Genomic DNA, 13,829 nt, shown 5'->3' on the forward strand with positions numbered 1-13,829 from the left:
TGGTTAGTGTGTGGTGTGGGCGGCCCAGCCGCGCACGGCGTCGTGCGAGGCGCGCAGCATGGCGTCGACGCTGGCGGGGATCGGCCGCTCCTGGGTCAGGTAAGGCTTGACGACGGCCACGGGGGCGTCGATCAGGACGAATTTGAGCAGCATGTGATCCAGGTCAAGCTCCGTGGTGGCGGGCATGGCTTCGGCGCAGCGGACGAAGCAGGCATCGAGTGCCGCCTGCTCCTCTTCGACGGCGGCCAGCAATTCCTCGCTGAGGCCACTGCTGAAATCGGGGCTGTCCGCGCATTGCAGCAGGAAGCGCGCATACACGGGCTTGCGCCGGCACCAGTCCAGCAAGCCGTGCACGCCGGCCCACGTATCGCCGCCCAGCCAGCGGCTGGCCACTTCCTCGCGGAAGTCGCTCTTCACGCGCAGCCAGGCGCGCGCCAGGATGGCGTTGCGCGAATCGAAGCGGTGATACACGGAGCCGATGGGCGCACCGGCCTTGACGGCGATGGCGGCCATCGAGACGGCGCCCACGCCGCACTGGGCGGCGACGGCAATCGCGCTGTCGATGAAGTTGTTTTCGTTGAATTTGGCTAATCTGACCATTCAAATAGAATACAGATTCTATTTGAATCCGTCAAGCGGCCCCATATGCTCCGACAAGAGTTGCCCCGCTGCCTTACAATGGTATGCACGAACCGCTACAAGGAGAATCCGCTTGCTTACGCCCCCCTTCATCGCCTCCTCCCGCTTCGACGATCCACGCCTGGCTTTGGCCCAAGTGCAAGCCATCTACCGCAGCAGCATCGAACACTTGCGCGATGCGCTGCAGCGCTTTGTCGCCGGCGAAGACATGCACGAACGGGTGCGCGCCTGCTACCCCTTCGTGCGCATCCAGACCGACACCGTGGCGCGCGCCGACTCGCCGCTGGCCTACGGCTTCGTCGCCGGCCCCGGCGTGTTCGAGACCACCCTGACGCGCCCCGACCTGTTCGGCGACTATTACCTCGACCAGTTCACGCTGCTGCTGAAAAACCATAACAGCGGCCAGAAGGTGCACCTGGAAGTGGGCGTGAGCGCCCAGCCCATTCCCGTACACTTCTCGTTCGCCGAGCATGACCATATCGAAGGCAATATGGACGCGGGCCGCCGCCTGGCCATGCGCGACCTGTTCGACCTGCCCGACCTGTCGGCCATGGACGACGGCATCGCCAACGGCACGCACGAACCGGCGCATGGCGAAGCGCAACCGCTGTCGCTGTTCACGGGGCCGCGCGTGGATTACTCGCTGCAGCGCCTGCGCCACTACAGCGGCACCTCGCCGCAGCATTTCCAGAACTTCGTCCTGTTTACCAATTACCAGTTCTACATCGATGAATTCATCCGCCTGGGCCACGCCCTGATGGACCGCGCACCCGACGCCGCCGCGCCCTCGGACGACGACGGCTACGTCGCCTTCGTCGAACCGGGCAACGTGGTCACGCGCCGCGTGGGACAGACGGTGGAAAGCGAGGATGCGCTGGGCGCCGCGCCGCCGCGCCTGCCACAGATGCCCGCCTACCACCTGCTGCGCGCGGACGGCAGCGGCATCACCATGGTCAATATCGGCGTGGGCCCCGCCAATGCGAAGACCATCACCGACCATATCGCCGTGCTGCGCCCGCACGCCTGGCTGATGCTGGGCCATTGCGCCGGTCTGCGCACCACGCAAAGCCTGGGCGACTACGTGCTGGCGCATGCGTATGTGCGCGAAGACCATGTGCTCGACGAAGACTTGCCGCTGTGGGTACCGATCCCGCCGCTGGCGGAAATCCAGCAGGCGCTGCAAACGGCGGTGGCGGAAATCACCCAGCTGACAGGGCATGATTTAAAACACATCATGCGCACAGGGACCGTGGCCAGCACGGACAACCGCAACTGGGAACTGCTGCCGCAGCGTACGCCGGAGCGCCGTTTCAGCCAGAGCCGCGCCATCGCGCTGGACATGGAAAGCGCGACAATCGCCGCCAACGGCTTCCGCTTCCGCGTCCCGTACGGCACCCTGCTGTGCGTGAGCGACAAGCCGCTGCACGGCGAAATCAAGCTGCCCGGCATGGCCAACCACTTCTACCGCGAACGCGTCGACCAGCACCTGCGCATCGGCATCCGCGCCGTGGAACTGCTGCGCCGCCAGGGCGTGGACAGGCTGCACAGCCGCAAATTGCGCAGCTTTGCGGAAGTGGCCTTCCAATAAAAAAAACGGCGCCTTCAAGGCGCCGTTTTTTATTGTTGCATCGCTTACAGGAAGCGGTCGAGGATCTTGCGCGTCGTCTTGTCGATATTGAACATGTCGCGAATCAAAAAGTGAATGCCGTGGTTGTCGGCGATCAAGAGCGACGCGGCGCCGATGCGGCGGATGTCTTCCTCGCCCTTCAGCACGAACTGCGTCTCGCCCCGGTCCGTGTCGACGTACCAGGTGCACGGCGTGGCGAAACTGGAGACGCTTTTCACGCGCGCGATTTCGGGCATGAATTCGCGCCCTTCCAGCTCTTCCTGCAGCAGGCTGCGCGCCGGCTCGGGCAAGGTGTCGACATGGTCGATCCACGCCACTTCCTTGCCATTGCCCAGCACCAGCGAAATACCTTCGTCGGGCGACTGGATGGGAAAGGCGCGCACGGGCGCCACGCCTTCAAAGACCTGGCCGTCCGCGTCCGTCATCACCAGCTTGCCGAAGGTGTCGCGGTGTAATGTAAAAGTTGTACTGGCCATGCTTATTCCTTGTCATCCAGGGCGAGTTCGTTGTTGCGCGCCTGTGCTTCGTAGAGGCGGAAATAGGCGCCCTCTTTCGCCATCAATTCATCGTGGCTGCCCACTTCGACGACCTGGCCGCGGTCCAGCACCACCAGGCGGTCGGCGCGGTGCAGGGTCGACAGCCTGTGCGCGATGGCGATCGTCGTGCGGCCCTGCACCAGGTTGTCCAGCGCCTTCTGGATTTCTTTTTCCGTTTCCGAGTCCACCGACGATGTCGCTTCATCCATGATCAGGATGCGCGGGTCGATCAGCAGCGCGCGGGCGATGGAGATGCGCTGGCGTTCGCCGCCGGACAGGCCCTGGCCACGCTCGCCCACCATCGAATCGTAGCCTTGCGGCAGGCGCAGGATGAATTCGTGCGCATGCGCGGCGCGCGCGGCGGCGATGATTTCCTGGCGCGTCGCGTGCGGCTTGCCGTAGGCGATATTTTCCGCGATGGTGCCGAAGAACAGGAACGGCTCCTGCAATACCAGGCCGATATTGCGGCGGTAGTCGGACACGGCGAACGAGCGGATATCGACGCCGTCGAGCAAGATCGCGCCTTCCGACACGTCGTAGAAACGGCAGATCAGGTTGACCAGGGTGCTCTTGCCCGAACCGCTGTGGCCCACCAGGCCGATCATCTCGCCCGCCTTGATGTTCAGGGTGATGCCGCGGTTGACGGCGCGGTTGCCATAACGGAAACCGACTTCGCGCAAATCGATGCGTCCTTCGATCTTGTCCAGCTTGACCGGTTGCGCCGGTTCCGGCACGCTCGACACGTGGTCGAGGATGTCGAAGATGCGCTTGGCGGCCGATGCCGATTTCTGCGTCACGGAAACGATGCGGCTCATGGAATCGAGTCGGCCATAGAAACGCGTGCTGTAGGCGATGAAGGCGGTCAGCACGCCGACGGTGATTTCGCCGCGCGACAGCTGCCAGATGCCGAAGCACCAGATGACCAGCAAGCCCATCTCCGTCAGGAAGGACACGGTGGGCGAGAACAGCGACCAGACCTTGTTCAACTTGTCGTTGACGGCCAGGTTATGCGCGTTGGCGTCGCGGAAGCGGGCCGCTTCGCGTTTTTCCTGCGCAAACGCCTTGACCACGCGGATGCCGGGAATCGTATCGGCCAGCACGTTGGTCACTTCGCTCCACACGCGGTCGATCTTTTCAAAGCCCGTGCGCAGGCGGTCGCGCACCAGGTGGATCATCCAGGCGATGAAGGGCAATGGCGCCAGCGTCATGATGGCCAGCCACGGATTCATCGACCACAAAATGACACCGGTCATGATAATCATCAACACGTCGGACGCGAAGTCGAGCAAATGCAGCGACAGGAAGACGCAGATGCGGTCGCTGCCGCTGCCGATGCGCGCCATCAGATCGCCCGTGCGCTTGCCGCCAAAGAATTCCAGCGACAGTTTCATCAGATGTTCATACGTGGCCGAGCGCAAATCGGCGCCCATGCGTTCGGACACCAGGGCCAGCACATACGTCTTGCCCCAGCCCAGCAACCAGGCCAGCAGAGCCGAACCGAGCAAGCCGCTCATGTAGTACACCACCAGCCACGGGTCGATATGCTTGCCGTTCTGATACGGGATCAGCACATTGTCCATCAGCGGCGCCGTCAGATAGGGCGGAATCATGTGCGCAGCCGTACTCAGCAGCATCAGCAGGAAGCCCAGGGCCAGCTGGCCACGGTAGGGATGGGCGAAGCGCCACAGGCGGAACAGGGTCCAGGTCGACGGTGGCGTGTACAGCACCTTGGCGCAGATCGGGCATTCCTCCTGCTCCGGCTCCAGCGGGGCCTTGCAGCTAGGACACACTTCCTGCTCCGCTTCCAGCACGGGCTGGCCCGTCAGGTGGCTGTCGAGGCGCTCGACGAACTGTTCCAGCACGCGGATGGCGTGCAGGTTCTGGCCCAAAGTGAAGCGCCACGAAGCCAGGCGGCCGTGGTCGTCGAACAGTTCCAGGTGGCCGACACCGGCGTGGTCATGGTGCGTCAGGCGCAATCCAGGGCGGAAAGACCAGCTTTTCCAGGCGGTATCGCCCGGCGAACGGGCCAGTAAACGCTTCTCGGTGACAACAATTATGCCTTTTGTGAAACGTAATCGCGCATCGAGGTCAACCTCAACGCTACTTAAAACGTTCTCCCCTGGAGAAAGGTTGCTCTCGACTTCCGCCAGCCAGTGTTCAGGCAGCGAGGTGAGGGGAATAGTTGTTGCAGGAACACTCAGTTCAGTTGTCATCGTAAAGCATACTCCGGCTCGAGGCCAAGCCCTTCAGGGCGGGATTTGGGGGATGGGGCAGACGCCCGATCAATGTTTGTGTACTGCGCGATGGCGAGGTGGATGCACCAGTGGCAATTTCCTGTATTGTATCGAATGGATGCCTGCCGGTAAGGAATGATGGCAAAACGGCGCAAAAAAAATGCGCGGCTGTCGCAGGAAGCGCCAGGCAGGCGCGGCGCTTTTGCAACGCGGCCGCGATACGGAGCAAGTATACAACAGCCCGCTGTTGCGCAAATGCTCCAGCTTAGCCCAGAGTCGGTATCTTTATAACAAGTACGGCAACAATTAGTAACAATTAGAATGACAACACCAGCAGAATACGAGAAGCAAACGCGACAAGAGGCCTCTAAAAGTGGCACACTGCGCATACCCGGGATAAAGAACCAAGCACGAGCCTGAAAAGACTCTGTAGAGCCAACATAAAGTATCTGGCGCCCAGACGCCTGGCTTGTTATCAAGAAACCACTTACATGATCAAGAAGAAGAACATCGAATTTGCCCGCGTCACCCACTTGCGCGGCCCCAACATCTGGACTTACCGCCCGGTGATTGAAGCCTGGGTCGACATCGGCGAACTGGAAGACTATCCATCCAATACCCTGCCCGGCCTGTACGAACGCCTGGTGGCGTGGCTGCCCGGCATGATCGAGCACCGCTGCGGCGTGGGCGAACGGGGCGGCTTTTTCGAGCGCCTGCGCGAAGGCACGTGGTCGGCCCACATCCTCGAACACGTGGTACTGGAGCTGCAAAACCTGGCAGGCATGCGCACGGGCTTTGGCCAGACGCGCTCGACCAGCCAGCGCGGCGTCTACAAGATGGCCTTCCGCACGCGCGAAGAGCACGTGGGCCGCGCCGCCCTGGCCGCCGCGCGCGAACTGCTGATGGCCGCCATCAACGATGAAGCCTACGACCTGGAAGCGGCCCTGGCGCCCCTGCGAGACATGGTCGATTCGCGCTGCCTGGGCCCGAGCACGGCCAGCATCGTCGATGCCGCCACAGAGCGCCGCATCCCTTCCTTGCGCCTGAACGACGGCAACCTGGTGCAGCTGGGCCACGGCGCCGCGCAGCGCCGCATCTGGACGGCCGAAACGGACCGCACCAGCGCGATTGCCGAAGGCATCGCCAGCGACAAGGATCTGACCAAATTCCTGCTCAAATCGTGCGGCGTGCGCGTCCCCGAGGGCAGCCTGGTGCGCAGCGCCGAAGCGGCCTGGGAAGAAGCGCAGGACATCGGCGTGCCCGTCGTCGTCAAGCCGTATGACGGCAACCATGGCCGCGGCGTGTCGCTCAACCTGATGACGGAAGCGGACGTGAAGGCAGCCTACGACCTGGCCGCGCGCAAGGGCGACAGCTCGGCCGTGCTGGTGGAAAGCTTCATCACGGGCGACGAACACCGCCTGCTCGTCGTCGGCAACAAGCTGATCGCGGCCGCCAAGGGCGAATCGCTGTGGGTCGACGGCGACGGCGTTTCCACCGTGCTGGAACTGGTGAACACGCAGATCAATACCGACCCGCGCCGCGGCGAAGGCGAAGATTTCCCATTGGGTACCGTCAAGCCGCACGAATCGGGCGAAATCGTGCTGGAACTGCAGCGCCAGGGCATGACCGCCCTGTCCGTGCCGCAGGCGGGCCAGAAAGTGCTGATCCAGCCGAACGGCAACGTGGCCATCGACGTCACGGACGACGTGCATCCCTCCGTCGTGCATGCGGCCCTGCTGGCCGCCCGCGTCGTGGGCCTGGATATCGCCGGCATCGACTTGGTGACGAAGGACATCACGCGTCCGCTGGAAGAGCAGCGCGGCGCCATCATCGAAGTCAATGCCAGCCCCGGCCTGCTGGCGCACATCAAGCCGGGTGTGGGCCAGCCCCGCCCTGTCGGCGCGGCCATCGTCGACCACCTGTTCGCGCCAGAGGAAACGGGCCGCATTCCGCTGATCGGTGTGACGGGCACGCGCGGCGCCAGCCTGATTGTGCGCATGCTGTGCAAGCTGCTCAACCTGTCGGGCCTGCACACGGGCGCCGTCTGCAGCGAAGGCATGTACCTGGACCAGCGCCGCGTCGTCAGCAGCGATTGCGTGAACTGGGACGCGGGCCAGCGCCTGCTGCTCAACCGCACCGTGCAGACGGCCCTGTTCGAAAGCAATCCGCGCATGATCCTGGCCGAAGGCCTGGCCTACGACAAATGCCAGATCGGCGTCGTCACGGACATGGGCAGCCTCGATAGCGTCAAGGATTTCGACGTGCTGGACGAAGCGGGCCTGTACAAGGCCGTGCGCAGCCAGGTCGACGTGGTGGTGCCGACGGGCGTGGCCGTGCTCAACGCCGCCAACGCGCACGTGCTGGAACTGGCCGAGCTGTGCGACGGCAGCGTGATCCTGTATGCGCAGGACGGCAGCCTGGCAGCCATCGCGGCGCAACTGGCCGCCGGCCAGCGCGCCGTGTTCGTGCGCGGCAACCACATCGTGCTGGCCGAAGGCGGCATCGAAACGGTCTTGCTTTGCCTGGACCTGCTGAAACCGGCTACGGCCGGCAATGTCGACAGCGTGCTGGCCGTCGCGGCCGCCGCCTGGGCCCTGAACCTGCCCGTCGACCTCATTTGCGCGGGCCTGCGCACCTTCGACGCGGCCCCCGGCTGCATCGGGAACTGAAAACCAGAGACCTCAAACCAAACCTACTGCGCGGCGCGATTTGCGGCCTCCGATGCTCACTGTGCATCCGCACAGCTCCGCTTCTCGGCCACAAATCCCATCCGCTCGCTACGGTTTAATTTGACGTAAAAGCCCGGCTACGGCCGGGCCCACAAGAACACAACAGGATTACGGTTTAATTATGGAAGTATCTCGCGTACGGGCCTTGCGGGGCCCTAACCTCTGGAGCCACGACACCGCCGTGGAAGCCATTGTTTCCTGCACCACGCAGGAACTCGACATCGCCCAGCTGCCCGGCTTCGAAGCCCGCCTGCGCGCGCTCTTCCCGCAACTGAGCCCGCTGCAACCGCTGGGCAACTACAACGCCGCGCCGATGGCGCAGGTGCTGGAACTGGCGGCGCTGGGCCTGCAGGCGCAAGCCGGCTGCCCCGTCACCTTCAGCCGCACCACGCCGACCCTGGAAACGGGCATCTTCCAGGTCGTCGTCGAATATTCGGAAGAAGCCGTCGGCCGCCTGGCCCTGGAACTGGCGCAGCAGCTGTGCCAGGCCGCCCTGGCCGATGCGCCGTTCGACCTGGCCGGCGCCCTGCACCAACTGCAGGAACTCGATGAAGACGTGCGCCTGGGCCCCTCGACGGGCGCCATCGTCAACGCCGCCGTGGCCCGCAACATCCCGTTCCGCCGCCTGACCGAAGGCAGCCTGGTGACGTTCGGCTGGGGCAGCAAGCAGCGCAAGATCCAGGCCGCCGAAATGGACGGCACCAGCGCCATCGCGGAAGCCATCGCGCAAGACAAGGAACTGACGAAAAAACTGCTCGATTCTGCCGGCGTGCCGGTGCCGCACGGCCGTGTCGCCATCGATGCGGACGACGCCTGGGCCGCCGCCTGCGAGATCGGCCTGCCCGTCGTCGTCAAGCCGAAGGATGGCAACCAGGGCAAAGGCGTGACCGTCAACGTCACCACGCGCGAACAGCTGACGGCCGGCTTCCTCGCGGCGCAGGAATTCCGCGACGATATCCTCGTCGAGCGCTACCTGCCGGGCCACGATTTCCGCTTGCTCGTCATCGGCAACAAGATGGTGGCGGCGGCCCGCCGCGACCCGCCGCAAGTGGTGGGCGACGGTCAGCACACGGTGCGCGAACTGGTCGACCAGGTCAACCTGGACCCGCGCCGCGGCAGCGGCCACGCCACCTCGCTGACGAAAATCCGCTTCGACGACATCGCCCTGGCCAGCCTTGCCAAGCAGGGCTACGTGGCCGAATCCGTGCCGCCCGTGGGCCAGCGCGTGATCTTGCGCAATAACGCCAACCTGTCGACGGGCGGCTCGGCCACCGACGTCACTGTCGACGTGCACCCGGAAGTGGCGGCGCGCGCCGTCGCGGCCGCGCACATGGTGGGCCTGGACATCTGCGGCGTCGACGTCGTCTCCGAAAGCATTTTGAAACCGCTGGAAGAGCAGAACGCCGGCATCGTGGAAGTGAACGCCGCGCCGGGCTTGCGCATGCACCTGGCGCCGTCGTTCGGCAAGCCGCGCCCAGTGGGCGAAGCCATCATCGCCGCCATGTTCGCCGAAGGCGACGATGGCCGCATCCCCGTCGTTGCCGTCACCGGCACCAACGGCAAGACCACCACCGTGCGCCTGATCGCCCACCTGCTGACGGCTTCCGGCCTGCGCACGGGCATGACGAACACGGATGGCGTGTACATCGAAGGACGCCAGATCGACAGCGGCGACTGCAGCGGCCCGCGCAGCGCGCGCAACGTGCTGCTGCATCCGGACGTGGATGCGGCCGTGTTCGAGACGGCGCGCGGCGGCATGCTGCGCGAAGGCCTGGCCTTCGACCGCTGCCAGGTCGCCGTGGTGACGAATATCGGCGCGGGCGACCACCTGGGCCTGAACTACATCACCACCGTGGAAGACCTCGCGGTCCTGAAACGCGTGATCGTGCAAAACGTGTCCGACAGCGGCGTGGCCGTGCTGAACGCCACCGACCCTGCCGTGGCGCGCATGGCCAAGAATTGCAGCGGCACGGTGACCTTCTTCGCCGCCGACAAGACGCATCCCGTGATGGCCACGCACCGCGCGCAAGGCAACCGCGTGGTGTACGTGGAAGACGGCAAGCTGGTCGCGGCGCAGGGCAACGAGCGCCACGAAATCGCCCTCTCGCAAGTGCCGATCACGCGCAACGGCGCCATCGGCTTCCAGGTCGACAACGTCATGGCGTCGCTGGCCGCCGCCTGGGCCGTGGGCCTGGACTGGAAAACCATCGCGCTGGGCCTGAAAACCTTCGCCAATGAAGCCGACAATGCGCCGGGCCGCTTCAACGTCTTCGATTATCGTGGAGCCACCCTGATCGCCGACTACGGCCACAATCCGGACGCCATCCTGGCGCTGGTGCAGGCCGTGGAAAGCATGCCGGCCAAGCGCCGCTCGGTGGTCATCAGCGGCGCCGGCGACCGCCGCGACGAAGACATCCGCCAGCAGACGGAAATCCTCGGCGCCGCGTTTGACGACGTGCTGCTGTACCAGGACCAGTGCCAGCGCGGCCGCGCCGACGGCGAAGTGGTGGCATTGCTGCGCCAGGGCCTGGACGGTGCCAAGCGCACCAGCCATATCGATGAAATCAACGGCGAATTCGTCGCCATCGACAAGGCCCTGGCGCGCCTCGGTGAAGGCGATTTGTGCCTGATCCTGATCGACCAGGTGGAAGAAGCGCTGGCGCACATCGCCAAGCGCGTCGCCGAAGCCTGAGCGCTGTAGCAGTGCACACAAGGGCGGCCTGCGGGCCGCCCTTTTTTTATCGTCCGCCGTCTCCCGCCGCGCACCTGCATGGTGCAAAAGCCCCCTTGCAAGCTTGTAAATTCAGGCATGAAAATTGCTCATAAGAAAACATAAATGGGCTGACGAGAAGGTGGGGCACGCATGGTGGGCAGAATCTCGCGCATGATCGGGAAATTGACGGTGGGGCGCAAACTGGCGCTGATCTATTTGCTCGACCTGTCCGCCGTGATCTTCATTTCCGGCATCCTCATCAACGAAAAATACATCGCCATCGATTTCTCGCGCAAGGAGATGGCGGGCAATGACTATATCGCCGCGATCCGCGATGCGCTGCTGCCCCTGGCGCGCAGCACGGCGCAGCCGGACGCGCAGGCAGCGGCCGTGGAGCAGGCCGAAAGCCGCTTCGGCGCCGGCATGCGCAGCGCCGAACTGAATGCGCAATTTGCCGCCCTGCTGCGCCAGGCCGGCGAAACTCCCGCCGCGCCGGACGACGGCATCGCGCCCTCGCCCGCCTTCGTGGCCGGGCGCGCACTGCTCACGCGCGTGGGCAACCAATCGAACCTGATCCTCGACCCGGACCTGGACAGCTACTACACGATGTCGCTGGTGATCCTGCGCTTCCCCGAACTGCTGGAAGTGATCAACAGCACGCGCGCCCTGGCCCTGCAACTGGCGACGGCCGAAGGCGCGCAGCGCCAGCGCGTGCAGACCCAGTTCCTGATACTGGAGGGGCGCATGGACGCCACCATGGCCGGCATCGGCAGCGACTACACGGAGGCGTTCGCGGCCAGCACGCCGCTGCTGCGCCAGCACCTGGACGGCTCGCGCGCGGCCCTGCGGCAAGCCGTGGCGCAGTTACGCGCCAGTACCCAGGCGCTGGCCGGCGCGCAAGCCAACCCCGCAGGCACGCAGGAACTGCTGCGCCGCGATGCCGTGGCCGCCGCGGCCCTGCAGCGTGCCTGGCGCGCGGCGGAAGGACAATTGCACCGTCTGATCCAGCTGCGCGTGGACGGTTTCTTCACGCGCATGTGGCTGCACCTGGGCACGGCCGTGCTGCTGCTGGTGATGATACTGGGCCTGGTGTTTTTCGTCGCGCGCCAGATCGCCCTGCCCATCCGCCGCCTGGCGCGCGTGGCGCAGGAAGTGCGCGAAACGGGCGACCATAGCCTGCGCGCCATCTGGGACAGCGAGGATGAAACGGGCCGCCTGGTCAGCGCCTTCAATACCATGCTGCAGCAGCTCGACTTCCAGCGCATGGCGCAGCAGGAGCTGGTGGCGCGCGCCAGCGCGGCCGATGCGCAGCGCCAGCTGGTCGACGCCATTCCCATCCCGCTGATGGTCACTTCGATTCCGCATCACCAGGTGCTGCACGCGAACCAGGCCGCGCACGCGTGGCAGGGCGGCCTGGAACTGGACCCGTGGGTGGGCGGCATGCATCCGCAAGCCCGTTCGCGCTTCTTCCAGCGCTTGAGCGACCTGGGCGCCGTCGATGAATTCGAGGTGTGCTGGAGCGGCGGCGGCACGCCCACGTGGGCCTTGATTTCCGCGCGCCTGATCGACTACCAGGGCCAGCGCGCCGTGCTGTCGACCTTCACGCCGATCAACAAGATGAAGCTGATGGAGTCGCGCCTGGAACTGTGGGCCAAGGTATTCGAGGCATCGGCCGAAAGCCTGATCGTGATGGACGCCGGCATGCGCATCATCACCGTCAACCAGGCCTTCCGCCGCCATTCGCTGTACGACATGGTGGAGCTGATCGGCAAGCGCCCGGCCTTCCTGCTCGCGCCGGAGAACCCGCCCGAGCAGCTCGACAGCCTGCGCCAGACCCTGGCGCGGCGCGGTTACTGGCAGGGCGAAATCCGGGTGCAGCGCAAGTCGCTGGAAAGCTATCCCGCCTGGCTGGTGATGAACGCCGTGCGCGACCTCGACGGCGTCACCACGCATTTCATCGCCAGCTCGCTCGACATCAGCGAACGCAAGGCCAGCGAGCGGCAGATCGAGCACATGGCCCACCACGATGCGCTGACGGGACTGGCGAACCGCCACGTGTCGAAAGTGCGCCTGGCGGCCGCCATCGCGCAGGCGCGCCGCAGCGGCGAAAAGGTGGGCGTGCTGTTCGTCGACCTGGACCGCTTCAAGCACGTCAACGACGCGCTGGGCCACCACGTGGGCGACGCGCTGCTGCAATCGGTCTCAAAGCGCCTGCTGCAGCTGGTGCGCGAAGGCGATACCGTCAGCCGCCTGGGCGGCGATGAATTCGTCGTCATCCTCAACGGCGTCGGCGATGCCGCATCCATCGCCGCGCTGCTCGACACGCGGCTGATCCCCGCCATGCGCGAGCCGCACCAGGTGGAAGGCAACGAGCTGTATGTCTCGTGCAGCGTGGGCGTGGCCATCTACCCGGACCACGGCGGCGACATGGATACCCTGATGCGCCACGCCGATGCGGCCATGTACCAGGCCAAGAGCGGCGGGCGCGATCACGCGCGCATGTTCACGCCGCAGATGCAGGAACAGCAGCTGCAGCAGCTGCACCTGGAAAGCGATCTGCGCCACGCCATCGAGCGGCAGGAACTGGTGCTGTACTACCAGCCGCGCATCGATGCGAAAAGCAGCCGCCTGAATGGCGTGGAAAGCCTGATCCGCTGGCTGCACCCGCAGCACGGCCTGATCGCGCCCGACAGCTTCATTCCCGCCGCCGAGGAATCGGGCCTGATCGTCGCCATCGGCGCGTGGGTCATCCGCGAGGCGTGCCGCCAGCAGCTGGCCTGGCGCGAGGCGGGCGCGGGCGACATCGCCGTGTCGATCAACCTGTCGGCCATCCAACTGAAAAGCGGCGGCCTGGTGGCCACCTTGCGCGAGGTGCTGCGCGAGTTTCCCGTCACGCCGGGACAGATCGAATTCGAACTGACGGAATCGATCCTGATGGACAACGTGGACGACACCATCGCCACCCTGCACGCCATCAAGGCGCTGGGTTTCGCGCTGTCGATCGACGATTTCGGCACCGGCTATTCGAGCCTGAACTACCTGTGCCGCTTCCCGCTCGACAAGCTGAAAATCGACATGAGCTTCGTGCAGGACATCCACGGCTCGCCGCAAAACCTGGCGGTGACGAAAACCATCATCGGCCTGGGCCATACCCTCGGCTTGACGGTGACCGCCGAGGGCGTGGAAAGCGCGGCCGATGCCGACGTGCTGCGCCACGCCGGCTGCGATGAATTACAGGGCTACTATTTTGCCCGCCCCATGCCGCAGGCGCACTTCATGGCCTGGCTGGCGCACAGCGCCGCGCCCTGCGCCGCCTGACACTTGCTGTGGAGCGTCCGCAACGCGCCCGCG

Annotated in this window: 7 protein-coding genes; 4 read left to right on the forward strand and 3 right to left on the reverse strand. The window is 65.1% G+C overall.

Annotated features, from left to right (window positions below):
• Positions 1-3 precede the first annotated feature (3 nt).
• Positions 4-600: a TetR/AcrR family transcriptional regulator gene (locus tag O3299_RS13645; RefSeq protein ID WP_034783384.1), complete on the reverse strand. Its 597-nt coding sequence runs from the start codon at positions 598-600 to the stop codon at positions 4-6.
• Between the two features lie 112 nt (positions 601-712).
• On the opposite strand from O3299_RS13645, the gene O3299_RS13650 reads away from it, so the two are divergent.
• The gene (locus tag O3299_RS13650) at positions 713-2,227 is read left to right on the forward strand and encodes an AMP nucleosidase (RefSeq protein WP_289916697.1); all 1,515 of its coding nucleotides are present in this window, start codon (positions 713-715) and stop codon (positions 2,225-2,227) included.
• A gap of 44 nt (positions 2,228-2,271) precedes the next feature.
• Here O3299_RS13650 and O3299_RS13655 read toward each other — a convergent pair whose 3' ends face one another.
• Both O3299_RS13655 and O3299_RS13660 read right to left on the reverse strand, forming a co-directional pair.
• A complete protein-coding gene (locus O3299_RS13655) occupies positions 2,272-2,742 on the reverse strand; it encodes a DUF1854 domain-containing protein (protein ID WP_099666965.1) in 471 nt (156 codons plus the stop codon).
• A 2-nt stretch (positions 2,743-2,744) separates the two neighbouring features.
• Positions 2,745-5,015, reverse strand: coding sequence for an ABC transporter ATP-binding protein (locus O3299_RS13660; protein WP_251350402.1), 2,271 nt, complete (start codon positions 5,013-5,015; stop codon positions 2,745-2,747).
• A gap of 512 nt (positions 5,016-5,527) precedes the next feature.
• On the opposite strand from O3299_RS13660, the gene cphA (O3299_RS13665) reads away from it, so the two are divergent.
• The 3 genes from cphA (O3299_RS13665) to O3299_RS13675 all read left to right on the forward strand — a co-directional run bounded on the left by cphA (O3299_RS13665) (position 5,528) and on the right by O3299_RS13675 (position 13,796).
• Positions 5,528-7,705 carry a cyanophycin synthetase gene (gene cphA / locus O3299_RS13665; protein ID WP_305062501.1) on the forward strand — a complete coding sequence of 726 codons (2,178 nt, stop codon included), beginning with the start codon at positions 5,528-5,530 and terminating at the stop codon, positions 7,703-7,705.
• A gap of 181 nt (positions 7,706-7,886) precedes the next feature.
• Positions 7,887-10,457, forward strand: coding sequence for a cyanophycin synthetase (gene cphA, locus O3299_RS13670; protein WP_251350400.1), 2,571 nt, complete (start codon positions 7,887-7,889; stop codon positions 10,455-10,457).
• Positions 10,458-10,649: 192 nt separating this feature from the next.
• Entirely contained in the window at positions 10,650-13,796 is a 3,147-nt protein-coding gene (locus O3299_RS13675; protein WP_305062502.1) for an EAL domain-containing protein, read from the forward strand.
• The last annotated feature ends 33 nt before the right edge of the window (positions 13,797-13,829 follow it).

Source organism: Janthinobacterium sp. SUN176 (genome assembly GCF_030587335.1).
Classification (GTDB): Bacteria; Pseudomonadota; Gammaproteobacteria; order Burkholderiales; family Burkholderiaceae_D; genus Janthinobacterium; species Janthinobacterium kumbetense.

Coding starts and splice junctions, on each gene's coding strand:
- O3299_RS13645 (WP_034783384.1), bottom strand. CDS start 600: ATGGTCAGATTAGCCAAATTCAACGAAAACAACTTCATCGACAGCGCG.
- O3299_RS13655 (WP_099666965.1), bottom strand. CDS start 2,742: ATGGCCAGTACAACTTTTACATTACACCGCGACACCTTCGGCAAGCTG.
- O3299_RS13660 (WP_251350402.1), bottom strand. CDS start 5,015: ATGACAACTGAACTGAGTGTTCCTGCAACAACTATTCCCCTCACCTCG.
- cphA (WP_305062501.1), top strand. CDS start 5,528: ATGATCAAGAAGAAGAACATCGAATTTGCCCGCGTCACCCACTTGCGC.
- cphA (WP_251350400.1), top strand. CDS start 7,887: ATGGAAGTATCTCGCGTACGGGCCTTGCGGGGCCCTAACCTCTGGAGC.
- O3299_RS13675 (WP_305062502.1), top strand. CDS start 10,650: ATGATCGGGAAATTGACGGTGGGGCGCAAACTGGCGCTGATCTATTTG.